Annotated in this window: 21 protein-coding genes; 11 read left to right on the top strand and 10 right to left on the bottom strand. The window is 61.7% G+C overall.

The features are described from left to right. Nucleotides 1-2: 2 nt before the first annotated feature. The 5 genes from mobF to FMM79_RS20845 all read right to left on the bottom strand — a co-directional run bounded on the left by mobF (nucleotide 3) and on the right by FMM79_RS20845 (nucleotide 6,028). On the bottom strand, nucleotides 3-2,765 hold the full coding sequence (gene mobF, locus FMM79_RS20865; protein ID WP_148629430.1) for a MobF family relaxase: 2,763 nt from the start codon (nucleotides 2,763-2,765) through the stop codon (nucleotides 3-5). Further along, nucleotides 2,765-4,594 (bottom strand): type IV secretion system DNA-binding domain-containing protein, encoded by a 1,830-nt coding sequence (locus tag FMM79_RS20860; protein ID WP_148629429.1) that lies wholly within the window; start codon nucleotides 4,592-4,594, stop codon nucleotides 2,765-2,767. Before FMM79_RS20860 ends, mobF begins: the two co-directional genes overlap by 1 nt. Beyond that, nucleotides 4,591-4,884 carry a hypothetical protein gene (locus tag FMM79_RS20855; RefSeq protein ID WP_240339345.1) on the bottom strand — a complete coding sequence of 98 codons (294 nt, stop codon included), beginning with the start codon at nucleotides 4,882-4,884 and terminating at the stop codon, nucleotides 4,591-4,593. Before FMM79_RS20855 ends, FMM79_RS20860 begins: the two co-directional genes overlap by 4 nt. Nucleotides 4,885-5,169: 285 nt before the next feature. Then, nucleotides 5,170-5,778 (bottom strand): hypothetical protein, encoded by a 609-nt coding sequence (locus tag FMM79_RS20850; RefSeq protein ID WP_148629427.1) that lies wholly within the window; start codon nucleotides 5,776-5,778, stop codon nucleotides 5,170-5,172. Between the two features lie 76 nt (nucleotides 5,779-5,854). Next, the gene (locus FMM79_RS20845) at nucleotides 5,855-6,028 is read right to left on the bottom strand and encodes a helix-turn-helix domain-containing protein (protein ID WP_148629426.1); all 174 of its coding nucleotides are present in this window, start codon (nucleotides 6,026-6,028) and stop codon (nucleotides 5,855-5,857) included. Between the two features lie 373 nt (nucleotides 6,029-6,401). On the opposite strand from FMM79_RS20845, the gene FMM79_RS20840 reads away from it, so the two are divergent. Then, the gene (locus FMM79_RS20840; protein WP_162528577.1) at nucleotides 6,402-6,875 is read left to right on the top strand and encodes a hypothetical protein; all 474 of its coding nucleotides are present in this window, start codon (nucleotides 6,402-6,404) and stop codon (nucleotides 6,873-6,875) included. A 190-nt stretch (nucleotides 6,876-7,065) separates the two neighbouring features. After that, nucleotides 7,066-9,033, top strand: coding sequence for an AAA family ATPase (locus FMM79_RS20835; protein ID WP_148629424.1), 1,968 nt, complete (start codon nucleotides 7,066-7,068; stop codon nucleotides 9,031-9,033). A 75-nt stretch (nucleotides 9,034-9,108) separates the two neighbouring features. On the opposite strand, the gene FMM79_RS20830 is transcribed toward FMM79_RS20835, so the two are convergent. From FMM79_RS20830 to FMM79_RS20815, 4 genes are all read right to left on the bottom strand, one after another. Continuing rightward, nucleotides 9,109-9,498: a hypothetical protein gene (locus FMM79_RS20830; protein WP_148629423.1), complete on the bottom strand. Its 390-nt coding sequence runs from the start codon at nucleotides 9,496-9,498 to the stop codon at nucleotides 9,109-9,111. Between the two features lie 47 nt (nucleotides 9,499-9,545). After that, the gene (locus tag FMM79_RS20825; RefSeq protein ID WP_148629422.1) at nucleotides 9,546-10,439 is read right to left on the bottom strand and encodes a hypothetical protein; all 894 of its coding nucleotides are present in this window, start codon (nucleotides 10,437-10,439) and stop codon (nucleotides 9,546-9,548) included. Further along, nucleotides 10,436-11,632, bottom strand: a complete 1,197-nt coding sequence (locus FMM79_RS20820; protein WP_148629421.1) for a site-specific integrase — start codon at nucleotides 11,630-11,632, stop codon at nucleotides 10,436-10,438. Before FMM79_RS20820 ends, FMM79_RS20825 begins: the two co-directional genes overlap by 4 nt. A 418-nt stretch (nucleotides 11,633-12,050) precedes the next feature. After that, complete coding sequence (locus FMM79_RS20815; RefSeq protein ID WP_148629420.1) at nucleotides 12,051-13,862, bottom strand: hypothetical protein; 1,812 nt, start codon at nucleotides 13,860-13,862, stop codon at nucleotides 12,051-12,053. Nucleotides 13,863-13,980: 118 nt separating this feature from the next. Between FMM79_RS20815 and FMM79_RS20810 the strand changes: the two genes are divergently transcribed. From FMM79_RS20810 to FMM79_RS20800, 3 genes are all read left to right on the top strand, one after another. Beyond that, nucleotides 13,981-14,880 carry a hypothetical protein gene (locus FMM79_RS20810; RefSeq protein ID WP_148629419.1) on the top strand — a complete coding sequence of 300 codons (900 nt, stop codon included), beginning with the start codon at nucleotides 13,981-13,983 and terminating at the stop codon, nucleotides 14,878-14,880. A gap of 87 nt (nucleotides 14,881-14,967) precedes the next feature. Then, nucleotides 14,968-16,701, top strand: a complete 1,734-nt coding sequence (locus FMM79_RS20805; RefSeq protein ID WP_148629418.1) for an ATP-binding protein — start codon at nucleotides 14,968-14,970, stop codon at nucleotides 16,699-16,701. 5 nt (nucleotides 16,702-16,706) lie between these two features. Next, complete coding sequence (locus FMM79_RS20800) at nucleotides 16,707-17,540, top strand: hypothetical protein (protein WP_148629417.1); 834 nt, start codon at nucleotides 16,707-16,709, stop codon at nucleotides 17,538-17,540. Here the strand turns inward: FMM79_RS20800 and FMM79_RS20795 are convergent. Further along, nucleotides 17,531-18,025, bottom strand: a complete 495-nt coding sequence (locus tag FMM79_RS20795; protein ID WP_148629416.1) for a helix-turn-helix domain-containing protein — start codon at nucleotides 18,023-18,025, stop codon at nucleotides 17,531-17,533. The genes FMM79_RS20800 and FMM79_RS20795 overlap by 10 nt on opposite strands. A 127-nt stretch (nucleotides 18,026-18,152) precedes the next feature. Here FMM79_RS20795 and FMM79_RS20790 point away from each other — a divergent pair, with 127 nt between their 5' ends. Genes FMM79_RS20790 through FMM79_RS20765 form a run of 6 tightly spaced genes read left to right on the top strand, consistent with a single transcriptional unit; the run spans nucleotide 18,153 to nucleotide 24,767 of the window. Next, nucleotides 18,153-18,695, top strand: a complete 543-nt coding sequence (locus FMM79_RS20790; RefSeq protein ID WP_148629415.1) for a PIN domain-containing protein — start codon at nucleotides 18,153-18,155, stop codon at nucleotides 18,693-18,695. Beyond that, nucleotides 18,692-19,993, top strand: coding sequence for a hypothetical protein (locus tag FMM79_RS20785; protein ID WP_148629414.1), 1,302 nt, complete (start codon nucleotides 18,692-18,694; stop codon nucleotides 19,991-19,993). Before FMM79_RS20790 ends, FMM79_RS20785 begins: the two co-directional genes overlap by 4 nt. A 53-nt stretch (nucleotides 19,994-20,046) precedes the next feature. After that, nucleotides 20,047-20,892: a hypothetical protein gene (locus tag FMM79_RS20780; protein WP_148629413.1), complete on the top strand. Its 846-nt coding sequence runs from the start codon at nucleotides 20,047-20,049 to the stop codon at nucleotides 20,890-20,892. Next, nucleotides 20,889-21,995: a hypothetical protein gene (locus tag FMM79_RS20775; protein WP_148629412.1), complete on the top strand. Its 1,107-nt coding sequence runs from the start codon at nucleotides 20,889-20,891 to the stop codon at nucleotides 21,993-21,995. The genes FMM79_RS20780 and FMM79_RS20775 overlap by 4 nt, the downstream gene beginning before the upstream one ends. Next, nucleotides 21,988-23,424 (top strand): hypothetical protein, encoded by a 1,437-nt coding sequence (locus FMM79_RS20770; RefSeq protein WP_148629411.1) that lies wholly within the window; start codon nucleotides 21,988-21,990, stop codon nucleotides 23,422-23,424. Before FMM79_RS20775 ends, FMM79_RS20770 begins: the two co-directional genes overlap by 8 nt. Further along, on the top strand, nucleotides 23,421-24,767 hold the full coding sequence (locus FMM79_RS20765) for an AAA family ATPase (RefSeq protein ID WP_148629410.1): 1,347 nt from the start codon (nucleotides 23,421-23,423) through the stop codon (nucleotides 24,765-24,767). Before FMM79_RS20770 ends, FMM79_RS20765 begins: the two co-directional genes overlap by 4 nt. Nucleotides 24,768-24,880 lie beyond the last annotated feature (113 nt).

The raw sequence follows: 24,880 nt of genomic DNA, 5'->3' as shown, positions 1-24,880 counted from the left end.
TATCAACCCAAACGAGGGCCCATAGCTTTGTCAGCACTGGGCGTTAGTGTCGCCACCTGCGCGATTGCCGTTTGCACCTGTCCAGCACGTTCGCTGATCGCGGAAACCAGCTTGCCGCGATCATTGGTGAAAATGGCAATCGACTCCTTGGCTCTCGAAATCTCCACATAGAAGCTCTTCTGATCGACAAGGTTGGCCGCCTTGCTGTCTGCATGGATGATGACATGATCGGCGGTTCGTCCCTGCGCGGCAAAGGCGGTGTCCACATAGGCATGGGCAATATGCCGGTCGCGGGCGGAATCGAGATTGAGCGTTTCGGTCATCCCCCTCGCGGTCTGGATCGTGGCAGTGCGGGTCCGATCATTCACGTCAATCACTTCGCCGCGTCCGCCATTGACCCGGCCTGCTTCGCGGTCGTTTCGGGTGAACCGGATGGCATCGCCGGTTTTCAGGTCCATCGGCTGCGTCGCGAAGGCCTGGGCGTGGCCTGCGCCCCATTGCCGCAGCCGCCATTCCACCTCGCGCCCATCCTCGGATTTGAGCGTGATGGCGGCCTTGGTCGGGTCGATGTTCTCAACGCGATAGGCTTCGCCCCGCACCACGCCCTTGTCGGCATAGTCGCGGGTGAAGCTGACAACATCGCCTTTGTCGTAGCTCAGGGGATCGCGCGCTTCGGTGCGGGTCAGCCCCTTGTTGGAAAGGCTCTCCACGGTGACGGATGTGCCGGTGAGCGCGCCCGACCTGCTCAGCGCGGTGCGAATATCAACGGTCAGCGCATCGCGCCCTTCGCGCGACGGCTCGATAACAAGAGTGCGGGCACGACCGGCCTTGTCCAGAGCCGCATACCGCTCGGCAATGGCGGCAAAGCGTTCGGCACGGTCGGGATTTTCGACGATCTGCCCGCCGCCGCGATCCAGCGCGGCAAGGGCCTTCTTCGCGTCCCCCTCGATGGATGCCAGTACTGCGTCTTTCGTCGCCGTGTTGGTCTGCCGCACGATCTCAGCCAGCTTGGCGGTTTCCATTCCGGCGCCCTGCAACTGCGCAAAGGCGGCGCCCGCCTCGACCGAACCAAGCTGCTTCACATCGCCGACAAGGATGATGCGGGCATCATGCTTGTCGGCAAGGTCGAACAATCGGGCCGTATCGCGGGCCGACAGCAGCGATGCCTCGTCCACGATCCACGCGGCGGGCTGACCTGACTGGGGCCGTTCGGGCGATAGAAGATGTCGCGCGACGGTATCGCCACGCGTCTCCAGCGCGTCGCCCAGAACCATCGCCGCCGAAGCAGTGGGGGCCAGCGCGACGACGGATACGCCCCGCGCCTCGGCCTCGCGTGCGAACGTCGCCAGGACGGTCGTGGTCTTGGCGGTGCCCGCATAGCCCTGCAACGCGGTGATCCGATTGCGGTTGGTCAGAAGCTGCTCGGTCGCGGCGCGCTGATCGGCGTTCCAGCTATGGCCCGTCTGTTCTGAGTGCGCGGCGGCGCTGGCAACGGCCTTGGCGGCGGCAAGCGGCGATGCGACAGGGGCAAAGGTGCCGCGCCCTTCCGCCTCGATCCGCAGCATTCTGGCTTCGGTTTCGACATTCTGGCGGTTGGTGAACCCGGCAAACTCCGCACCGCGCCGATCCTGAAAGGTCCGGTCGATCAACTCGCCCCGTTTCGTCGCCGCCTCGATGGCGGCCCCGATCTGCGCGTAACCGACCTTGCCCAACGCGGTCCTTCCGGCTTCCTCCTGCAAGGCGGCAGTGGAAAAGACGGATTGCCGCTCGCCCAACTTGTCGGCGGCATGGGCCACGGCGCGGGCAGCGGCTCCGTCGCCCTGCATTTCGACGGCAGAACGATGGGCAGGATCGGCGGCCCTGGCTTCGGCCTGCTCGATCATCGCCATCCGCGCCGCCGCGCCAAAGGCCGCCCCGCTGGCCGTCTCTCGCCAGTCCGCGACAAGGCCAGCATGATCGGCAGCAACCTTTGCCTCGCGTGTGGCGAGCGTCGCCACCTGTTTCTCAGCGGCGCTGGCCATTTCGCGGGAAGTGCCGCGCTCGGCAAGCGCCGCCTCGATCTCGGCGCTGCGGGTGCTGAACGCGACCATCACCTCGGGGGACACGCCCTTGATTTCGAACAGCGAGTCCTTGCCCGCCTCGATCTCGTAGCCGAGTTCCCGGACCTTCAGTGCAAGTTCCTGCCGGTAGATTGCGCCGATCTGCTTTTGAAGCTGGTAGATGGCGCGCGGCTCAAGGCTGCGCCATGTGCCATCCTCGTCCCGCGTCGCGTTCATGATAACGTTGTGCGTGTGAAGCTGCGGGTCTTGGGCGCGGCTGGTGCCGTGCTGGAAACTGGCGATCACCAGATTGCCGGTCGCCTCGCGAGTGACGGCGCCGCCATCTCGGACGCGGGTGGCGGCCATATGCTTCTCAACATGGGCCATTGCGGTCCTGACCGCTTCCCCATGCGCCGCGATCAAGCGTCGGTCGCCTGCCACCTCGGCCATGATCGACACCGACTTGGGCGCACTCAGGGTCACATCCCACCCGGGCCGATGCTCAAGCTGGTCCTCGCGAAACGTGCCAAGCTGCTGCTCGCCGATCTTGCCGTCGAGCAAATCGCGAAAGCTTTCGCGGTCGACCTCGCCGGACAGGCCCAGTGCTTCCGCGCCCGCGCCCTGCCATTCAGACGGGGAAAGGCCGCCTTCGGCATAATAGTCGTCGGCCTCGTAGTAGCTGCTGGCCTGCGCCGAACTGGTCAGCGCGGAAACGGATGCCACCATCACACCGGCCCTTGGCTGTTAGGTTTCGGGGGAGGCGGCGGTGCGGGCGGTGTCTTCCCGGTCTGTTTCCAAAGCGTGGTGTCGGGATCGCCTGCCAAGAAACCCGGCTGGCGGGCTTCGCCGCGCCGGGTGATATGCTCGGCGGTCAGCTTGATCCGCGCTACCGGCAAGCCATCGGGGAACAACAGATACCCCTCGAACTTGGGCAGCCGCATTTCGCTTTCCAGAACGGCGGGCCGCATCTTGCGCACCCGGCCCAAGGTGGTGGTGGCCTCGTCGTCACCCTCGGCCAGCGCGTCGGTCATGGTCTGGATTTCGACTTCGCACTCACCGATGGTCTGGCTGGCCCAGACGCGCGTTTCGTTGTCAATGGTTTGCAGGAACAGCTTGGTGTTGCAGCAACCCAGCATGGATTCGGCGATTTCCGACCCGTAGCGATGCCGCATCTGCCCCAGCGCCTGAAAAGTCAGCACGACCGCCGCGCCGAACTTGCGCCCTTCCGGCAGAAGCCGCGCGAGGTTGTCGACGCGGGGAAGATCGGCGAGCTCGTCCAGCACGAACCAGATGCGCCGGTCGGGCGACGGAGGAAGCCCCAGCACGGCGCTCGCCGCACATTCCAGCCAGCAGGCGAGCAAAGGCTTGGACGCTTCGAAATAGTCCTCCTTGCGCGGCACGAATATCCAGGGCTTCGCGCCCTTTGGCTTGTCCAGCCCATGGATGAAGTCGCGGAAGGCGAAAGGCGTGCCGCCGCTGTCCTCGACACGAAGGAACTGGATCAGGTCGGCGGCCTTGGCGAGCATGAACAGGACGCTGCCCGTTGCCCGGTCGGCATCATCGGCAAAGGTGCGCGCCGAAGAGGTGTCTTTCAGTTGCTCCTTGAGCTCCTCCTTGGTGCTGATCTGGAACATGGCCAGGAGGTCGGTCAGGCTGGTCTTGCCCTCTTTCCAGAGCTGGCGGAGCATGTTGGCGACAAGGATGCGGGCGGTTTCCAGCCACACGTCGTTATCATGCTGGCCGGTTTCGGTGATGAACTGGTGCGCGATGCGGGCGGCATCGGCGGGATGAGCGATCTCCGCGAAAGGCGACCAGAAGGCGCAGCGGGCATCGAAGGGATTGAGGATCACATCGCCGCGCTCGGGTCGGTAGTAGAGGGCGATGAATTCGCCGCTGGTATCATAGACCAGAGCAGCTTCACCGCGCGCCTCGATCCCGTCGAGCATCTGACGCAAGGCGGTGGTTTTGCCACTGCCGGTGGTGCCGATCATCGCCATATGCCGGGTTTCCAGCCGCGACGGGATCGGCACCGTGCCGATGGTTAGCGCGCTGGCATTCGCGTGCTTGGCGGTAATCCTCGCCAGCTTCTTCTCGGTCGTGACCAAGGTCCCGGCGATGACGCGGTCCCGCAAGGCGCGCTCGCGCCGCCGCCATACCGCGCCGCGCACGAGAAACAGGCCCGCAAGCCAAGTCGCAAAGCCCAGCCAACACCCGCGTAATATGAGCGTCAGCGTGGCGTGAGCCGCGCCCCTGTAATAGGCATGGGCGGCGATGGCCCGCGCGGACACCTCGTACTCACGGCCTCCATATCTGATCTGGATGGGCGGATCGGCAATCGCGCCCGACACCAGCATGATCTTGGCCCTGGCCCAAAGATATGTGCCCGTTGCCTGAACTGTCTGGCGGTCGATCAGCAGCGATGGATAGGCGATGCCGCCCAAGGCAACCGAGGCCAACATGATGGCGGCCTGCCGTTTCAGGCGGCGGGTCTGACTGAGCAGACTGTGCCGGCGGAGGGCGTCGGCATGGACGCGGCGGTCATGGGGCTGGCTCATCGTCCGTCGCTCCCGGCGAGCCGCAGTTGGCGATCGTAGGCGGCCTGGATTTCGGGGGTGATCGCCTCGTCGCTCTTGCGCACCCCGGTCGCCGCGCTGCGGGCGTAGCAATAGGCGGCGCAGGCGGTGAACAGGGCACGGTCCAGCAACCGCTCCATGTCCACCACGCGGGTGCTGACCGATGCCAGTTCGGCGACGATCTCGCGGGCATCGATCTCGCCACCGGCTCCGTGAACGAGGGCGGCTAGGCCCGCGTCCACCACGCGGGCGAGCATGGCATATTCGCTCAATCCGTAGCTCTTGGCGAAGCCGACAAGAGTGCGGTGTTGCGTCGGAGTGAGCCGCACAGTCTGGGCGCGGGCGCTCATCGCACGGCTCCCGGCGAGATGCTATTCGCCATCGCGTGAAATGGCCGAATTGCGCCATTTCCTCGCCGCTGCATTGAGCAAGATGCTAATAGCATCCCGTCAAACCCGCAGAATTGCTGGATGCACCCGTGCGTGGGGTGTGTATCTGAATTGTTGGCTCGATGCGAAGCATCGTAGCCCCGCAACGCTGCCATTCCGGCGACCGGCTCAGGCATGATCCGATCCTTTCCGGCAAGCATCACACAAGGCACCGCAGGGGCCACCGGAACAGCAACTGTCGGCTCCACCGGAGCCGGAGTCCGGATCGGCGCATGCCTCATGCTGCCCGCTGATCCATGCTGCGATCATCGTCTTGGCTGCGGGGTCGGCCTCCTTGCGGTCGATCTCCTCCGGGACATGGCCAAGGGCGTAAAGGTCATGCTCCCGGACCCATGTCAGGACCGTATCCTCGATCGCCTGTTGCATCCGCTTGTGCAGCGCCTGTGCTTCGAACGGATTGAGGTGCGCAGTCACGCCGGTCGTGACGATCAGACCGCCGAGCGGAAGCCAGTGCCGATCCAACACTTGCCAAGGTCCGTCGATCCGGCAGGTGGAAACATCGCCGCCATAGGTGGCGATCGGCGGGCGCTGGGCACGTCGCCACGGGATCAGGGAATTGCGCAGTGTGTCGCCGTCCTCGTCGTCGGCAACGATCCTATCGAGTAGCGGCGTCACATAGGGCGCGAGGCGAGCATCGATGAAAGCGCGATAGGTGATCTTGCGATCACGGCGCATGAGATCGGCAAGCCGGTCAACGGCCTTGTGGAAAATGGGCATGGGGTGTCCTTTCGTGAATTCCACGATTGTCTAGGTTTGGTGATGGGGCGAGACACAGGCGCGGAGCGTCTACCGGTCAGATGACGGTTCGGGATTGCGCCAGGCGTTTGATGGACTCGGTGGTAAGCAAGGTTCGCCTGCCGATCTTGATGGCGTCGAGGCCGCCCGATTTTATCAGGGCGTAGACCGATGATCGCCCGACGCCGAGCGCCTTGGCAGTCTCATTGATGGATATGGCGAGAGGTTCCATGTTCGTCTCCAAGTTGGCCGATTCGCGGCGGGAGACGTGTCAGTTTGCACATGATTGCCTGTGGGTCGTCCAGCAATGGGAGAACCGCAGAAGTCTGCCGATGATGAGGGTTACAGAAATGCTGGGGTGCTGCCTGAAAAGACCGTGTTGCGAAAAATGGATTCTAACGCGGCAGCATTTCAAAGATTTAATCTGAAGGCACCTTCTGAACTTGCCGCCAACATGGACACTGCCGCGACTGCTGCCTTGCGCCATCTCCGTCATCAGGATGTCCGTGCCGCTTTCCTGAACGCGGACAGCATGACTGACGGGATTGGAAGGCCGGTTATGCTGCCCAATGGAATAGTTGGTCGGGTCCGAGTATGCCTGAGCCATGGCATTCTCAAACCCTCAAGTGTACATCGACGAACTCGCGGCACCGCTCTGTCGTCGCTTCGAAGCGGAGCCGACCGCTTACGACCTCGCCATTTCCACCTGCATCATTCTGTACCACTTTGCTGACGTTGTGGCGCACGTTCGAAACGGAAAGCCGCATGACGTCGCGCAGGAGATTGCGGCGAAGGTCCCTGCCTTCCACACGGTCCGAGCAATTGCTAACGCGGGCAAGCACGTCAAGCTTACACGCCATCCGAAGTCCGAACTGGTGGGGTTGCGTGCTGAGGACTTGGTCAGAGGGAAGGGGGCGGCGTTCAGCGATGGGAGTTACTACTCCGATGGTACGACGCACTCAGATGCACGTGAAACTGTCGTGGTTGCGACACCAGACGGCAAGAAGCACGATGTGCTGCATGTCTGTGTTTCGGTGCTGGAATCGCTTTACAGAGAGCGGGAATTCTTTGAGGTGTAGCGCTCACCGAGAGGCGCAGCCCGCTAAATACTATAACCGACGGTCGTCTGTTGCTCGGTTTTAATTCTTCTCCAATATTTCCACTTGTCTGACCACAAGTCAGCGAGTCGTAAGCCTTGCTGTTCGATTTCTGTTCCTTCATAGATACGCGTGCGATCACCGCGCAGCGAAGCAACAGGGTGGGCTTGAGATGAAGCTGAAGCAATACCGGGTCCGTGAGTTCCGCAGCATCTGGGATACCGGACCGATTGAGGTTGATGACCAGACCACCTGCTTGGTGGGCAAGAACGAGGCAGGCAAGACCACGGTCCTCACGGCGCTCTACCGCACCAACCCGATCCGCAAGGGCGATGCTGTCTTTGATGAGACCTACGACTACCCGAAGCGGGAGGTCGAGGACTACCGCTTCGCCGTCGAGAATGGCGAGCGCGAGGAAGCAGCAGTAGTCGAGTGCACGTACGAGCTTGAGAAGGCGGACCTGCTCGCGGTGGAGGACGTCTTCGGCCCCGATGTTCTCAGTAGCAACACCTTCAAGTACACGACCTACTATGGCGACGGGAACGGTAAGTACACGCTCACATGTGACAATGCAGCAGCACGCAAGCACCTCGCCAGCAACCCGGCGCTTTCCGATGATCTGCGCGCTGCCTTGGGAGCTGCCGCGACTTGGCAGGACTTTGCAGTCGCGCTCGATGGGGTTGAAGCGACCGATGCCATCAATGCCGCGAAGAAGCTGGTCGCAAAGGTCCGCGAGAAGGAGCTTAGCCACTACGTCTTCAACACGCTGATTTGGCCACGCGCGCCGAAGTTCCTGTACTTCGACGAGTACTATCAGATGGAGGGGCAGGCCAACCTCAACGCCCTGATCACGCGCGAGGAAAACGACAAGCTCCTCGACTCGGATTACCCGCTCATCGGCCTTATCAACCTCGCGCGCCTCGACCACCGCAAGCTAGTGGCCACCAACAACACGGTGGAACTGAAAAACAAGCTGCAAGGTGCCGGGAACCATCTGACCCAGCGTATCGTCAAGTACTGGTCTCAAAACAGGCACATACAGATGCGCTTCGACGTGCGTGACGCCAAAGCTGGAGACCCGGAGGGTATGCAGCAGGGGGTCAACGTGTGGGGTGAGGTGTACGACTCCGTGCACTGGGCGACCACGCCGTTGAGCAACCGCTCACGGGGCTTCGTCTGGTTCTTCTCATTCCTTGCATGGTACGAGGACGTGAAACGCCAAGGGCAGAACGTCATTTTGCTGCTGGACGAACCTGGGCTGTCGCTGCACGGTCGTGCGCAGGCCGACTTGCTGCGCTACTTCGACGCCGAGTTATCGGGCCACCAACTCTTGTACACCACGCACTCACCCTTCATGATCGACCCGACCAAGTTCGAGCGGGTCCGCATCGTGCAGGATTTGGGCATCGACGCCCCCGAAGCGCTGCCGAAGGAGGAGGACGGCACCAAGGTGCTGGCAAACGTGTTCGACGCCACGGACGACAGCCTGTTCCCGCTGCAAGGTGCGCTCGGCTACGAAATCCAGCAGACCTTGTTCATCGGGCCAAACTCGCTCATCGTTGAAGGGGTAGCCGACATGCTTTACCTCCGCGCGGTATCTGGCGAATTGGAACGCGAAGGCCGCACTGGGCTGTCGGAGGACTGGATTGTCACGCCCGTCGGCGGAAGCGGTAAGGTCCCCACCTTTGTGGCCATGCTTGGCTCGCAGAGGGGTATGAACGTGGCCACGCTGCTGGACATACAGAACAGTGACAAGCAGCTCATCGAAGACCTGTACAAGAAGAATCTGCTCACCAAGAAGCAAGTGTCGACCTACGCGGACTTCACCGGCACTGCTGAAGCTGATGTTGAGGATATGTTCGACCGGTCGTTCTATTTAGAACTTGTCAACGGCGAGTACGGCAAGCAGCTTGCGTCGAAGATCACGCTCGCGAAGCTCAACCAGAATGTGCCGCGAACGCTTCGAGCGATTGACGCCTGGCTGGCCGATAACCCCATGAAGTCCGGTTCGTTCGGCCACTACAGGCCCGCGCGCTACTTCACCGAGCAGCTAGCCACACTTTGGCCGAAGGTGTCGGACGAGACGAAGGATCGATTCGAAGCGGCGTTCAAGCACCTGAACGGGCTTTTGCGTAAGTAGAAGCCTCTGACCGCCTCTTTGGTGCGCTATAGAGTCGGCGCGCACGATTTTTGCACTACGACCCGGACAGGCAACTCACGGCCTTTCGGGGCATTCGCCGTCGAAGATGCGAGCGTAGAGACCTGCCATTGGGAGCACCGAAAAATGCGCGGCTTCACTATCAGCAAATGTAACCTGTGCGACGCGATCGTCTGCGCCGATGTCAACGACGCAGAGCCACCGCATTGTCCCGGATGTGGGGCGGCCTTGGAGGATGGCGGAGCAAGGGGAACGATGCTCAATACCAAGATATGGCGCTCTGGTGAGAGCAAGTCGAAAGGCCGAATTGCAGAAATGCGTATTGCTTACGCGCCGCAGCACAATCGCGATGGCGCAATTGGCCGTCAAGAGCGGACTATCGACCGTCAAAGTGATAGGTATTTCGAGAAAGTGACGATAATCGAGACGGGAGAAGTTACTCATCATGCAGATGAGCCCCTCAGCCAACATCAAGGCCATGGTTCCGACCGACGCTAGTGCAGATAGCAGCCTCTCAGGTGCGTGAAGATTTTTTCGGCATAACGGGTCAATTGATCCCGGCGCGGCACATCGCCGGACTCATCGGCGTTGGCCTCGAACCATTCGGATAGCCAATTCTTGATATTGAGGATCGCCGCCGCCCGATCGTTCAGGTCCAATGCGTTCAGCCGAGGATCGCCGATCAGCGAGATAATTGCCTCATCATAGCGGTACTTGGTGTTTCGGCCTGGCCCGCCCTTGCGCTTCGGTTTGCTCATCGTGAGCATTCTCTCGACATCATCACGATGAAGATAGAGATCGGCCGGGAGGGACATGGCGGTCGGGAAGCGCATGACCATGCCGCGATCCTTGCTATGCTCGGAGAACAGGAAGTAGCGCAACCTGCCAAAAAACTGCCTACGCTTGAGGGGAATCCGCTTCTTGCGAAAGCGGGAGCGATAGAAGGCTTGCGGGCCGTCCACCCTCTGCAGGTAACGTAGGACCTCGTCAAAAAGCCGGTCTGGCCCATGGGGCAGTTCCAGCGGAGCTTCAGGGATACTCAGGCCATATTGATACGCTTGTCGTAACAGGTGCGGTGCCACTGTGGCGGCCAGCATGATCAACGTGAGATAGTAGAAAGAGCTCGTCGCGCCTGGATACGCCGCCGAGATCAGAAGACCAATCATGGAAAGGACGGACAGAAAACCGAACGCGAAGCTGACAACGAAAGCTACATTGTAATACCGCGCGATGGGCGGTCTGACCTGACCGATAATCGCCGCGTTCGCGCTCAAGCCTTCGTCGAGATCGTCCGACCTGATGTGAGCCAGCACTTGCCAGAGCGGAACATCCTCAGCTTCATCCCCATCCGCGAAGTTTTTCCATCCTTCACTTGGGGAACCTGTCATCTGTTTCCTCCGTCTCGCAGTTCCTCCAGATAATCGCTCCACCATTGCGCCATTTCAACACGTTCCGGCCAATAGGCCGATTGGTTGTAGATGCGCCTGACGCTGCCTGCGACCATATGCGCAAGTGCTCGCTCGATTGCGTCAGGATTCCACTTGCCGGATTCGTTCAGAAGCGAAGAGGCTGATGTACGGAAGCCGTGGGCGGTCATCTGTTCTTTGGGAAAGCCCATGCGGCGCAATGCGGCGTTGATCGTATTTTCGCTGATCGGCCTCGCGCGTGTCCTAATCGATGGGAATACATAGTGCCCTGAACCAGACAACGAGCGCATATCGGTGAGGATCTCCAGCGACTGCCGGGATAGCGGCACTGAATGGGGCTGGCGCATCTTCATCTTACCTTCGGGGATGACCCAGACCGACTTTTCGAAATTCACTTCCTTCCATTCCATATGCCTGATTTCGCCGGGCCGCTGGAAAACATGGGGCGTGAGCTTCAGGGCATACATTACGGCGGGATCACCTTGATAATCTTCGATTGCCCGAAGCAACGCGCCGAAAACCATTGGATCGGTGATCGCGGGGAAATGCTTCACCCTCGCTATTGTCAGCGCACCTATCAGCAGTTGGGCCGGGTCACGCTCGGCCCGCGCTGTTGCCACCCCATAGCGAAATACGCGGCTGGCGAAAGCCCGGAGCAGATTCGCAGTCTCAAACCGGCCCCGCCGTTCATGCTTTCGTAGTTCGTGCAGCAGCTCCTGCGGCGTGATCTCCGTGATCGGGCGCCTGCCGAAATCTCCACCAAGAAGCTTCACGAACCAGCGCATCTTGGCCAACGTCGGCTCCGCCAGCCCCTCTCGCGTCTTCTTCTCAATCAGTTCCTCGGCCACGCTGGCGAAACTGTTGTTGGCACGGATGCTCGCTTCGATGCGCGCTTGCCGCTTTGCAGCATTGGGATCAATGGCATGGGCAAGTTGTCTGCGAGCAGCGTCGCGTGCCGAACGGGCCTCGGCAAGCGTGATCTCAGGATAAGACCCCAGCGCAAGTTTTCGCTCCACGCCGTTCATACGGTATTTGACGCGCCAGAGTTTGCTGCCTCCCGGATTGACCAACAGATATAGGCCCTGCGCGTCCGTGACCTTGTACGGTTTTTCCTTGGGTTTGGCTTTTCGGATTGCCGTGTCGGTCAGCGCCATTGGGGGCCTCGCTTCTGACGGGGACTCACGAGGCCCCCGAATCCGGCCCCCATCATCTGCAATCACACGCAAACAGAGGCCATCGCTGACAACCAGCGAATGACCTTAAACTAGCGGAAATGCGGGGTTTTTTCAATCATCAGCACGCATCGGCTGACAGGATGTTGGAGGCCCGAGCCGGACTCTCTCAATCATGATATTTCAGGGGGATACACTGTCTAACCATCCCGAAATGCCAATTGAACTTCTGCGGCATCCTATGCCGGATGTCTAACCGCTCGGTGGGCCAAATTCCTACCCGATTTTTGAGCATCCCGATCGTGGTAATGACCGGGACGTCGGACGTTTGGGACTGTCCGGACTCATGTTGGAAATCAGGTAAGCGGACCTTCATTCAGCCTGGTCGCGCGTCTGCTCCCTACCGCGTCACGCGCGCAACTAAGGCCACTCCAATATCGGACAACGGACTTTTCAAAATCTCCGATCGCAACGAGCTCAGGCTTTGCAGGCCGCTCTCATCCGTTATCAGAGTGATAGCCGAGTACTGAGCGAGCAGCGTCGCCATCGGTTCGGCAAGAGAGGTAGCATTTCCAAGTTCGTTTTCTGCAAGCCATCGCTCGATCTTGTTGCCCGAAAGTTTAGCCCTCACGTCTTGGTCGATAAGAACGAACATCGCGCCTGAGATCGATGATCGCCCCAAAAAGGCAAAAAATTCCTCGGACGTTAGCACTGCACGCATAGACCCGGACACGTCCAGAGCGACAATGGGATCAATGCCGCCTCCACTGTCGTCCAGCCTCGGCACGGGCGGCCCGACCACGTCCTTTATCAACTCTCGGAAGGCTTCGAGAGTCTGGTAGGTTTCTGGTGTCAGCGGTCCAAGCATCTTAGCCCGGTCGCCGATCCGATCGGGCAGTTTGTCGAACTCCTTGCCCACCGGCCCGTAGTTGACGAGCGCGACCTTCGCGCGGGGGTGAGCCCTCGCGTAGTCAATGAGTGCCTCTTCGAAGTTGCGACGCGACCGCTTCTTGTAGTGCTTGACCTCGACAACCAGAACGCAGTCCGAGAAGGGCTCTTCTCCAGCCCAGATGCTGAAGTCCGGCTGCACATTACCCGTCCGGCTTTTTCCAACCGGGTTCGCCAGTTCGACGCGCCGCTCGGCGAAGACGCTTCGCATCGGCCTTGTGGAGACAACATCCACGATCTTCGCTTCGTTGAACGAAAATCGGAGCTGTCCGGCATCGGCATGGATATTCAGCTCATGATCTTCGAGCGATCCGGCGATCAGCGCTGCGATCCATACGCCATAGGTCTCGTAGCGCTGCCGCCAGACGGGGAGCGACAACAGGCGCTCGATCTCCTTTATCTCGATCCGTCCCGGGACGCGCCGGCGCGGGAACGGCGCGAGCTTTTCCGAGGTCAGCGCCGCGAGTTCCTCGATGTCGGAGGCCGGACGCTGCAGGATATTGGCCAAATATCCGACATGCGAGCGGAGCCAGTAGTCGGTCTCGCTTTGAGCAATCGTCCACGGATGCAAGGCGTCGTCGTCCACGGATCGGTAGCCGCGCGCTCTGTGCTCGGCCAACATCTCTTCACGGGAGAGACCGCGCTGCCGCAGGATCGTCACTGCAGCCAACAGGATAGCGGCCGCGTCAGCGAGGCCTGGAGGAAATTTCGATGGCATCAGGCTGGGCGGAAACAGCGCATACTGCCCTGCGTCGTAAGCCGCGAGCCAGTCATCGACATCACGAATGCCGGTGTCAGCTATCTTGCCGTATTCCATCCCCTCGACCAGGTAGTCCCAGCCGCCGATCGCCGCGCGCGCATCGTTCAGGAAAAAGGCGTGGCTTCGGTCGAGAGCAGGCACTTCCAGGTCCGCGTCGATCGCACTCCAATGTTCGAGAAACTCCTCGAAATGGCGCAGATCGAGAAACTCTTCCCCCACGCTGATGCGCCACTGCGACTGCCCATTGTGCGCGCCGGCCTTCTCGAAGAACGCAAGGATATCCTGGAACATGCCGACGAACGGTTGAATGACGCTGAACAACGCGGACATCAATTCATCGGTCGTCGCGTTGGAAAGCGCGTGATCGAGATCAGGTGCTTGGCCATCGAGGCGGTCCCGGAGCTTGCCCACGAGATCATCGTCCCGCTCGTCCAGATCGAGGCAGCCCGAATTCTGCAGCGCGTTCCAGGCGGACGTGGCGTTGCGATAAATTGGAGCGGTCAAGCTGGTTTCCCCCGAGGCCTTTTACTTTTCTATCGCAAAATCTACGGGCAATAAACGAGGGAGTCTTGAGGAAAGACGTATTTTTGCACTATGTCGCAGTTCTTATTGAGGTGCGTTTTTGACCACTGTCCGCGACATCGTCCCTGACGCCGAACAGATCATGGGCTGCAAGGCGGTGTTCGGCGCGATCAGCTCGCACATTCTTTGTTTTGCCAAGCGCGGAGACCGCGCCAATCCCAAGCGATTCTACATGTTGCCCGCCGGCGTCGCCCGCCGTGCGGTAGGCCGCCCCTTCATAATTGCGATCGGAGGCGGGCGCTCGGTTCGCGATGGTCTGGGCGGCCGCGTTCTCAACGTCGCGCGGGCGAGTACCGTCCATGGCGACACGGCCACGCTGCTCGACGATCCCACCGAAATCGAACGCCTCTCCCGCTGGCCTGTTGCGATCGCGCTCAACGATGTTTGGCGCCTGCAAGGCTATCCGCGTCTAGTGGAAGATCTCGGCATGCCGGACCGGCGCATGCTGGAAGGCGCGGTCGACAGTGTCATCCGACACGACGACCGCGTCGCGATGCTGTGGGAGCGCATTGCGGACTGGACGGTCGAACTGGCAACTCTACCCGCCCCTGCGAACTTCTTCGATACGGGCGTGCCGACCTTGGTGTCCGGCGGCCTTCGGCCCACGGTTCCCGACGGGGCGGGCTCGGTCGAGGGGAACCGTGTCTGGAGGCTGCAACGTGACATCGAGCGCGACGAGAAGGTGAGCCGGGATGCCAAAGTGCTTTCGGCGGCCAGGCACGGCAAACCGACCTGCGAGGCGTGCGGTTTTGCCCACGACGATTTCGCGATGCTCGATGCCCATCACCCCAATCCGCTCGCGAGCGGTGTGCGGAAGACATTGCCGAACCATCTCGTCATCCTGTGCCCGACATGCCACCGGCGTGCACATTGCAACGATCGCTTGATGCCGTTCACCCTTCCCGAGTTGCGGGAGTGGTTCGCAAGGGGACGACCTTAGGTTTTGCGGAAATCGCGAAATAGCGGCTCGAACCTGAGCAGGCTGCTTGCTATTGGCGTCGCTGTGGATGGGGAAGAATAAGACCATATGGCGAAGCGGGCCCAATTCAAAGTCGTCTATCTTGGTCGGTCGAGCCGCCGGGCGAAGGGCTTTGTGCCGGGCGTTGACGGCGACGCGCTCGAACTGCTCGAAAACGATTGGGACGACTACGGCAACAGGACAAGCTTCGGAACGATCTGCAGGATCGGCGGCGAAGAGGTTGAACTCGGTGCCATAAAGCTCATGGTCGATGGCCAGGACACGACGGCCACTTATCTCGACAAACTCCGGAAAGACGGATGGGACGGCGAGTTTCCTATACCGAAGGGCGACTACATCTCAGTCCCCAACGAGATCACATTCTACGAGCAGCTCGTCGCGCAGATCGAGCTCGACGGCGCCAAACGGGTCGCCAAGGTGCTGCGTGATGCCAGTTACCTCGTTAACATCGAGGAGGATGCGCGCGCGATAGCGCAGATCGACACGAGCCCCTTTCGCAAGTCGCTGCAGCGCGAGCGTGGCGGCGTCAAATCCTTCCTCGATGGATGGAAGCTCTTCGCGCGCCAGGCGATGGACGTCATGGACCTGGGCTTTCAGTTTCGGGATGTCTTCGGCGAAGTCTCGACGCTTGAACTGCATTTCGCCGCGAAGGGATTGCTGCCGCGCGACGTCAATGTCCTCATAGGACCCAACGGTTCGGGCAAATCGCAGTTGCTCCACCAGATCGTGCAGGACTGGCTTGGTGATACGGACGAAGAGCGGGATACCGGCTTCATCGAGAAACCCAATCTCAGCCAGCTCGTCGTCGTCTCGTACAGCCCGTTCGAGCAATTTCCGGTCGATCTTCGCGGCGTCAAAAAGCAGGATCAGGACGCTTACCGCTATTTCGGTTTTCGCGGGCGTTCGACCCCACAACCGGGCACGAAGCGGCTCGGCGGCATTCGGCTGACCCACGAGGCTCCGAAGCGAAATGCCGCGACGTCGCTGCTCGACTGCCTGTCGGACGACAAACGCTATCGCTCGCTGCCTGGCTGGCCGCAGAAGTTGAAAACCATGGAGCGCGTGCTGCGTACTGCGTTCGACTTCGATTTCGCCGCGGTGACCGTCGAAACCCCCAAACTCGATCCGAAGCGCTACTATCTCGACCACGATTACGTCGATCAGAAGATTATTGAAGACGATGATCTTCTAAATGACCGTCACCTGATCGCGATCGATGCCGCATCCGTAAACGATCTGGTCATCGACACGATCCGCGAAGACCTAGTTGCCTCAGAAGGCGTAACCTTCGTGAAGGACAAGCGCCCGATCGAACTGAGCTCCGGCCAGAAGCTCTTCTCGTTCATCGTCGTGAACATCCTGGGCGCGATCCGACGGGACAGCCTCATCCTGATCGACGAGCCCGAACTGTTCCTCCACCCGACCCTGGAAATCCGGTTTATCGGGATGCTCAAGCGGATTTTGCAGCATTTCAACTCGAAGGCGCTGATGGCGACCCATTCGGTCGTCACCGTGCGCGAAGTTCCGAGCGACTGCGTCCACGTCTTCGAGCGCACCGACGCGGGCCTCGTGGTCAAGCGGCCACCGTTCGAGACCTTCGGCGGCGACATCCAGCGCATCACCTCCTACGTGTTCGGCGACAATGCGACCTCGAAGCCTTACGAGGGATGGATCCGGGAACAGCTGGAGGAACTGGGTGACGCGGACGCCCTGATCGCAGCCCTCGGCGAGGAATTGAACGAAGAGCTGATCGTGCAAATCCGCGCAATGGACAACGGCTGATGGTCATGCAGCTACCACTTCCGGCGGCGTGCAGCCTCGGCCTTGTGGATCTGGTCGTGGCCGAGCGCCAAAACGGCATTCACGCCAATTTCTTTACCGGAATAGCCGGTGAATGGCGGGACCGCGTCCAAACGTATCTCGATCATGGCGGATCGCCCGAGCATGTGCAGTCATGGCCAGCGATCGGCCCACGCAAAAAGACGTTTCACAACCTCTACAAGAGCGCCGACGACGAATCCGCCCACGGTTTGGCGATGGCCCCGATCCGCAATCACGACCTCGATCTATGCCCTGCTTGCGGAGAGCCGGGCGCGCCCAATACGCTAGATCACTACCTGCCAAAGGGGGCCTATCCGCACTTCGCGATCACGCCGGGCAACCTGTTTCCCATGTGCGACGCCTGCCAGCTCAAGAAGCTCGAAAAGACAGGCGATGCCGATAATCCTCGCTACTTCATCCATCCCTACTTCGATGTCTTCTCAGTTGCCAAGATCGTCGATCTCATCATCACCCCGCCATTTACGGCCCCGACATTCGAGCTCATTCCCAGCCCGGCGCTTCTGCCAGGCGAAGCCGCGCTTGTAACGACGCACTTACGCGAACTCGATATTCCCGGCCGCTATGTCCGGTTCTTCCGCAACGAACATCGCCGGCTGATCCGCAATGTCACCACCATGCGGGCAAGTGGCCAGGCGGTAGCCGAGACGATCGGTGCCTTTCGGAATGGCCATGCCGATCCGACGCCCAATTCCTGGCAGCACGTCTTCTATTCAGCGGTGCTCGAAAACGAAGACCTGCTCGAATTCCTCGTCAATGGCGACTTGCCGGCCTATCCCTGACGGGTGCGCTTAGGCCCCAGCGTGGCGGGCGCGCCGTAGCCGCCGGCATTTTGCGTTTCCTGCGCGATCGCCGACAAAGCATCGCGGCGCGCAGCATCTCGTTTCTCGCGATACGCGAGGACATCCGCACTCTTCACGCGCCGATGATTGCCCGTTCGCGCGAACGGAATATCGCCTCGATCAAGCAAGCGAACGAGGTACTGCCGAGAGACGCCCAGAAACTCGGCCGCCTCTTGCGATGTTAGCTCTTTGTCGCGCGCGAAAACATCGACTGCCGTCCCATCGGCGACGATCCTTGCCGCTCGCTCGATCAGACTGATCATGGGCGCCGTGAGCGTCGCGGCTCGGCCATCCTTGCCCTTGAGTTCGAAGCGGTCGCGCACATTTCGGTCACCCAGAAGCGACACGAGCTCGCGCGCGGTACGGCGATCGGCGTTCGTCACGCCGTTCTGGCTGGACTCATGGGTTCGACGCGGGGCGGCCATAACTGCGGATATAACCCCTAATCGCTACAAGTGCAACCTGACGCTGGCCGGCCGATGTGGCAAGAAAAGACGCACGCGCAGGGGGAACTGATCGCCGCGCAAGGTAATAGCGTGGGGTCCGCGTTCGATGTTGAAGGCCGTTCTCGATGCCGACGTGCTCTACGCGTTGCCGCTGCGCGATACGTTGCTGTCCGCCGCCGTCGAGGGCTGCTTTATCCCGCTGTGGACCGATCAGATCCTCGACGAAGTGTTTATTAATCTCATCGCAGACGGACGGCTTTCTGCGACCAGCGCGTCGTCGCTTCGCAAAGCCCTCGATACCAATTTCGCGGATGCCTTGGTCGAGGATTACAAGCCGCTGATACCTCAGATGCGCAATCATCCGAAAGACCGACATGTCGCTGCCTGTGCGGCGGCGTCTGAAGCCGATTGCATCGTCACCGGCAACCTTAAGGATTTCGTGCATCTGCCGACGGGCATCGAAGCGGTCCATCCCGATGCCTTCCTGGCACGACTTCTCGCCGACAAGCCGGAGACACTGCATCTCGCGCTGAAAGTGCAAGCAGACCGGCTCAAGAATCCACCCCTCGATGTTGCGGCGATCATTGCGCTTCTGGCGCCGCTAACGCCCAACTTTGCGGCGGCCTGGCGGGAAGAAAAAGCCGAATGACCGATATCGCCAGACTCCAGATCGCATCGCCGAAACGCAACTCGAAAGAGGAAGCGGGATGGCATGGCTTTTTCCCCTATTACGCCGGCTACCCGCATAGCTTTGCCGACAAGCTGATCGAGAGCGCTGAGCTGGCACCGGGCGCCAAGATTCTCGACCCCTGGAACGGCAGCGGAACGACCACCTATAGCGCTGCCGACCGGGGCTATTGCGCGGAAGGCTGGGACGTGAATCCGGTCATGGTAATCATCGCGCGCGCGCGTCTGCTTCCAACCAGCGAGGCCGATGCGCTCGGACCGCTTGCGCGCGACACGGTCAAGGGCATCCGCGCTGATCCGCGCCGCCTGCTCGACAAGGATCCACTGCTGACCTGGTTCGAAAAGCCCCTTGCTGCGCTCATCCGCGGCTTGGAGCATCGAATTCGCGACCAGCTCGTCGGAGCCGCCACGTTCTCGATCGAGGGTGCGAAAGTCGAGCGCATGTCGGCGCTCGCAGCAACATTCTACGTGGCCCTGTTCACGATCACTCGTGAGCTTGCCGGGCAATTCCAGTCGTCGAACCCCACCTGGCTGCGCGAGCCCAAGCCAGGCGAAACCCTCGTTGATTGCCAACGCCGCAAGCTGCTCGAAAGATTTGTCGAGGCCATCGACATCATGGCTACATCGCTCGGAACACGTAGCCACGCCGGCCCGACGACCGGCCCCATCATGACCAGTTTGAGCGTCATGGACACGGCCCAGGCCAAGCCGGCAGCGGAAACGGTCGACCTGATCCTGTCATCGCCCCCCTATTGCACGCGGATCGATTATTCCGCCGCAACTCGGATCGAACTGGCGATCCTCTATCCGCGGCTGCGCATTTCGATGGAGGCGCTGGGGCGCAAGATGATCGGCTCCACACGGGTTCCGAAGGAGTTTCTCACGCCGAGACCCGAATGGGGTGACACTTGCCTCGCCTTCCTGGAGAAGCTCGGCAAGCATCCCTCGAAGGCGTCCGGCGGCTATTATCTCAAAACCCACCTCGACTACTTCGACAAGATGGCGCGTTCGCTGGCGGCCTTGGTCCCAGTGCTGAAACCTAGTGCAGCAGCGATTCTCGTAGTGCAGGACTCCTACTACAAGGAGTTGCACAACGATCTTCCGACGATCATCGGCGAAATGGGAGTGGCCGCCGGACTCAGCCTACCGCGCCGCGACGATTTCCCAAGCGCGCGATCGATGTCGGGAATCAATCGGTACACACGGATCTATAAGCGTAAGAGCGGCGCCCTCGAGGCTGTGCTATGCTTTCAACGATGACGTGGCGTAGCGTGGTATTGCATGGAAAAGCATGGAAGCCTATATAGCGGTGCATGACACATTCGAAGGATCAGATCGCCCGCAGGCTCGCCAAAGTGGTGGCGGACCAGCGTATGCTGCTCGAATCCTTCGATTTAGCGCTGGCTGATGGATCGCTTGGCGATCACCGCGATCTGGACGCCAAGCTGGAGCGACTCGGCGCCGAGCGGCGGCGCCTGACGGCCGAGTTGCGCTTCCTCGATGCACACGGGGACGCTGCGGCAAGCCCGCGCTCACGCGCCGGCGGCCGCGTGGTACGCGAACAGGTTCTCGACACGCTCGACGAAATCGGCGTGCCAGCGTCGCCCGCTCTGATCAGCGAACTCGCGCTGGCGACCAGCGACGCCGACATCTCGGCCTCGCGCTTCTCCAGCCTGCGCCGCGACGAGGAGCGGGCCGCACGGCGCGATCCGGCTGCCCGGCCCGCCTGGATCGCGCCGGCTCTCAATGTCGCGACACTGACGGCGATGCCGCGGCTCCTGACCAGTTCGGCATGGCCGATCGAACGCCGGCTCATCGGCGCGCGCACCTTGCGGACCTGCCATCTGCGCACGACGCTCGCCCTGCTCGAACGCTCGCTGCATCTTGCCGCTACGAACCCGGTGCGAGCCTCCACGGTCGAGGCCATAATGATGCGCCTCGCGCGCGGCGTCCCGGGCGCCGTGGAAGCGAGCCAGCCTGCCGACCCCGAGCGCATTCGCACAGCCGTTGAAAACGAACTCCAGCTAATCGAGCAGGACGACCTCAAGGAACGCCTCAGCGCCACTGCGAAACTGCGTGGCTACCGCGAACAGCAGCAGCTCTGGGGCCTCCCAGCCGTCATCGAAGGCGAGGCGAAACTCGGGAAGGCCGTGGGGTGAACCAAGTCGCGCGCATCGCCAAGCTTCGCGGTCCCCAGCCCGTTCAGGAGTTGGGCGCGCGCGGCATCGAGCGCGTTGCACGCAATCCCGACTGCCTTCGGCTCAAGGCCTTGACCATCGCCGGCGTCAGCCCGGCAAAAGCGGCGCAGGACATTCTAAACCGCGACGACGCGGAGGCGCAGTCGCCCTTCGCCCTGGTCCTCAACCAGAAGTTTGAACGGCATGTCATGCAAAATGGCGCCGCCAATCTGTTCTCGCTCTATGTCGACGAGACCTATCTGGACGCATCAGAGTCCAAGATCGTATCCGTCGGTGATTTCGCGCCGGGTGATACGTTCGCTCAGCGCCGCCGCCGAGAGACGGAGACGCGCCGGCTGATCGGCCTGAAACTCGGGCAGGACCGTCACGCGCCCAACCTCATTATCAAGCCGCGCTTGATCCTCGACTACGGCGGCGCGCCTCACGCCATCGAGCCGGACTATCTGGTGGCGCGCGACGACGAGCCTTTCTACCGGGTGGGCGTTCTCAAGTCCTACGCGGATCGCGGCGGCAAGACTGACCCGGCCGATCTGCGCGCCGCTTGCCGGCAAGCCGCGGTCGGTGTTACCTCGCTGCGCCAGCTCCTGTCCGACTTCGGGACCGCTCCGGCCCTCGCCTTGGCGCGCTGCGACCTCATTCTCAAAGTGACAGGCTTCTTCCTGCCCACCTTGAAGCGGATGTCGGTGCTCGGCGAAGTGCATTCGATCGAGCGCGCTATGGCCGACGCGCCAACGAGCCTCGATGAGATAGAAGCCATGATACCGGCCTGGGGCACGCTCAGCGATCCCGCCATCCTGGTTTCGATCCCAAGCCGCTACCATACCAACTGCCGCGAACACTGTGCGCTGTGGACGCATTGCCGCGAACAGGCGGTGGCGAACAGCAGCCCGGCGCTGCTCGGCGAGCATGCCAGCGAGTATCTTGCCCCGGCTGGGTCGATCGTCCGGGCCATCGAGCTGATGAAGGGCCGGCCCGGCACCGTGGCGCGCACCCCGGCAGAGGCGATCGTTCAAGCAGAACTGTCGCGTGCCTATCGAACCTTGTCGGAGGCCGCCAATGGCTAGTGCTCTCGATCTCGTCGCAAGGCTGGCAGCCGTCGATCAGCAACGGGCCATTAGGCACGTCTCACACCGCCAGGTGGTGATCCAGCCGCATGCCCTGATCGTGTGCCCCCTGGCGATGGCCGGCGAAGACACCGCGGTCCACGCGCTTGCGGTCGGCGGCATCGGCCAGACGCCTGAGATCTTCGTCGTAGGCGATCCGCGCCAGCGCAACGAACAGTATGAATTGATCGCCTGGTTCGGCGCGCGCATCGAAAATTACTTCGCCGACTGCCGCGCGCGCGGCGACTTTCCTCAGTTCTGGGTCTCGTCCGGCGCAGCGGCCGGTCACCTAGACATCCTGGCTGACCGCCTTCGCTTCACGCGCGACAATCCGCAGATCAAGCGGGTGGGCGAGCTGCTCACGTATTCGACCGAACGCATGCCCTATGCCGGCCAGCAGACCTTGATGACCGCAACCAGCTCCCTGGCCACGCTGTTTGCCACCGGCCAGCACAGCGGTGACGACGAGCATCTCGGCGTATTCCTCACCTGGCTCAGCCCCCCGGCCGGGCGCAGCTTGCAGAACGCCATCGCCGAAGCCGAGCGCCAGGTCATGGGCGTGAAGACCGATCCCGAATTCGACCGGATAACACTGCAGCCGCTCGTGAGCGCCTATGATGCCGCGCGCGCGACCCATGCCCAGCCCGACGAGCTGTGGTTTCGCCGTCAGCAGGTTTTCTCCGCGCTGTCGCCTATCGTTACGAATATCTACAACGCCGTTCAGCAGGCTTTGCGCTGGCTCGATCAGCCCATCGCCGAAGCGCCGATCCTGACTGAGCTGCGCCGCCAGGAAGAGAACGCCTTTCTGAGCTTCATGAATGGCCGCGATGCCCAACGCCCGCTGCCCTATCGCGACAAGCCCCGGGCGGCTGCCTACAAGATGGTCGAGCGCGAGCACGCGCTTCAGGCAGTCGCCGCGGACCAGATCTATGGCGACCGCATGGCGGCCGCCCGCGCGCGCTGGGACGGGAGATTGATTGCCGGCCAGGTCATCGAAACCGGTTCGGTTCGCGAAGGCAGGAAGACGGTCCATCGCCTCGTCATCTCGACCGATCAGGTCAATCTCCACGTCCGTCCGCGCGACCTGCTCGTTCTGACCCGCGACCAGCGGATGCAGGTCGTGATCGAGGATGTGCGCATCGCCCCGGCCGGCACGCATCTCCACCTCAGGATCAAGAAGGGCCATCAGGCGGTCGATATCCCGACGAGCGGGAGTGCAATCGAGCTGGGCAGCAAGGGCGCCGATTGGGGCTATATGATCCGTAAACGCGGGCGTATGCGCGATCGCCTCGCGGTCATTCCCTGGACGCATCACGACGACCCGGCGCCGCCGTCCTCCACCCGCACCGTTCCCACCAATCTACAGGCGGCCATCGAGGCACTGCGATGACCGCCGTCATGGTGACAGCCGCGGACCGGGCCAACGCCGCGATCGAGGCGGTCCTGGCCACGCAGTATCGCCGCGAAGCCGCGGTCGTGCTGGATTCGCCGCCAGGCGCGGGCAAGACCGGGGTCGTTGAAAGGCTGGCCGTCCAGGGCGCGGCCATCCTCGGCGAGCGCGTGATGGTCGTGACCCTCACCAACGAACAGGCCTACGACATCGCCCGCCGCCTAGGCGCGGGATTTCCGCGCGTCCCCATCCATATGATGGTCAGCAAGGAACTGGAAATTCCGGAAGCCATCGTAGCCATCCCCTCGTTGACGATCGTCGAGAGTACCCAGCATCTGCCGCAAGGGCCGATGATCGTCATCGGTAATGCCGCCAAATGGTCCTGGCTCGATGCGCATCAACCGATCGCGGAGTTGCAGATCGTCGACGAGGCCTATCAGCTTCCGGACTTTCAGTTTCTGCAGATTGCCGGCCTGGCGCACCGCCACGCATTGATTGGCGACCCTGGACAGATCGCGCCGGTCATTCAGACCGAGCTGGAACGCTGGCGGTCTGACCTGGCCGGTCCTCACGTTCCCGCGCCTGGTGCGCTCCTCGCACGTCATCCCGGAATCCGGCGCCTCGCCCTGCCGGTTAGTCGCAGGCTGGTCCAGGACACGGTTTCCTTCATACAGCCCGCGTTCTATCCCAATCTGCCCTTCGAGGCCCTGACCCCGACCAGGGCGATGGGCTACATCGTCCCAGGCATCATGCCGACCGATCTCCCGCTCGATGCGCCGACCCGCGGACAGTCACTTTCGATGATCGAGCTGCCCGCCCTGATGGCCGGTGACGTCGATCGGGAAATGGCCGGATGCATGGTAGCGACGATCCGCCGCGTGCTTCACCGCCAAGCTTACGTCGTCGAACCCAATGGGGAGCGTGTGCGCGTCACCCCGGCCATGATCGGAGTGGCCTGTGCCCAGGTCGCGCAAGTTGCCGCCGTGCGTGAGCGGCTATGGCCTGACCTCAACGCCATTCTGGTCGAAACGGCCAATCGCTTCCAAGGTCTCGAGCGGCCCCTCATGTTCGTGCAGCATCCGCTGTCCGGCAGAGCCGACGCGACTGCCTTTCATCTCGACGCCGGGCGGCTTTGCGTCATGCTCTCCCGCCATTCTGTAGCATGCTGGATTTTCGGTCGCGAGGGTATCGCGAGCCAGTTACGCCGCTACGCGCCCATCGGCGATCGGGCGCTGGGGATCGACGCCGACCCGGAATTCGAGGGCTGGCGATCTAGCGAAAACCTTCTCGATCAACTTTCGCGCCATAACAGGGTCTATCAGATCCCCGCCGGTCTGCGCTGATCGCTATCTTGGCTTGCTCTCAGAAAGGGAGCCATGCCAGCAGCAGAGGCCGAGGCGTCGAGATAATTGGTCTCGTGGAAGTGCGCGTTGACGGCGGAAAAGGTTTGATCGTA

Origin of the sequence: Novosphingobium sp. BW1 (assembly GCF_008107685.1) — a bacterium.
Taxonomy (GTDB): Bacteria; Pseudomonadota; Alphaproteobacteria; order Sphingomonadales; family Sphingomonadaceae; genus Novosphingobium.
The sequence above is the reverse complement of the archived record's forward strand: the minus strand, read 5'-3'. Positions and strand labels throughout refer to the sequence as shown.

What these genes read in the sequence shown, in the direction of transcription:
- mobF (WP_148629430.1), bottom strand. Translation starts at nt 2,765, where the DNA reads ATGGTGGCATCCGTTTCCGCGCTGACCAGTTCGGCGCAGGCCAGCAGC.
- FMM79_RS20860 (WP_148629429.1), bottom strand. Translation starts at nt 4,594, where the DNA reads ATGAGCCAGCCCCATGACCGCCGCGTCCATGCCGACGCCCTCCGCCGG.
- FMM79_RS20850 (WP_148629427.1), bottom strand. Translation starts at nt 5,778, where the DNA reads ATGCCCATTTTCCACAAGGCCGTTGACCGGCTTGCCGATCTCATGCGC.
- FMM79_RS20845 (WP_148629426.1), bottom strand. Translation starts at nt 6,028, where the DNA reads ATGGAACCTCTCGCCATATCCATCAATGAGACTGCCAAGGCGCTCGGC.
- FMM79_RS20840 (WP_162528577.1), top strand. Translation starts at nt 6,402, where the DNA reads ATGGCATTCTCAAACCCTCAAGTGTACATCGACGAACTCGCGGCACCG.
- FMM79_RS20835 (WP_148629424.1), top strand. Translation starts at nt 7,066, where the DNA reads ATGAAGCTGAAGCAATACCGGGTCCGTGAGTTCCGCAGCATCTGGGAT.
- FMM79_RS20830 (WP_148629423.1), bottom strand. Translation starts at nt 9,498, where the DNA reads ATGATGAGTAACTTCTCCCGTCTCGATTATCGTCACTTTCTCGAAATA.
- FMM79_RS20825 (WP_148629422.1), bottom strand. Translation starts at nt 10,439, where the DNA reads ATGACAGGTTCCCCAAGTGAAGGATGGAAAAACTTCGCGGATGGGGAT.
- FMM79_RS20820 (WP_148629421.1), bottom strand. Translation starts at nt 11,632, where the DNA reads ATGGCGCTGACCGACACGGCAATCCGAAAAGCCAAACCCAAGGAAAAA.
- FMM79_RS20805 (WP_148629418.1), top strand. Translation starts at nt 14,968, where the DNA reads ATGGCGAAGCGGGCCCAATTCAAAGTCGTCTATCTTGGTCGGTCGAGC.
- FMM79_RS20800 (WP_148629417.1), top strand. Translation starts at nt 16,707, where the DNA reads ATGCAGCTACCACTTCCGGCGGCGTGCAGCCTCGGCCTTGTGGATCTG.
- FMM79_RS20795 (WP_148629416.1), bottom strand. Translation starts at nt 18,025, where the DNA reads ATGGCCGCCCCGCGTCGAACCCATGAGTCCAGCCAGAACGGCGTGACG.
- FMM79_RS20790 (WP_148629415.1), top strand. Translation starts at nt 18,153, where the DNA reads ATGTTGAAGGCCGTTCTCGATGCCGACGTGCTCTACGCGTTGCCGCTG.
- FMM79_RS20785 (WP_148629414.1), top strand. Translation starts at nt 18,692, where the DNA reads ATGACCGATATCGCCAGACTCCAGATCGCATCGCCGAAACGCAACTCG.
- FMM79_RS20780 (WP_148629413.1), top strand. Translation starts at nt 20,047, where the DNA reads ATGACACATTCGAAGGATCAGATCGCCCGCAGGCTCGCCAAAGTGGTG.
- FMM79_RS20770 (WP_148629411.1), top strand. Translation starts at nt 21,988, where the DNA reads ATGGCTAGTGCTCTCGATCTCGTCGCAAGGCTGGCAGCCGTCGATCAG.
- FMM79_RS20765 (WP_148629410.1), top strand. Translation starts at nt 23,421, where the DNA reads ATGACCGCCGTCATGGTGACAGCCGCGGACCGGGCCAACGCCGCGATC.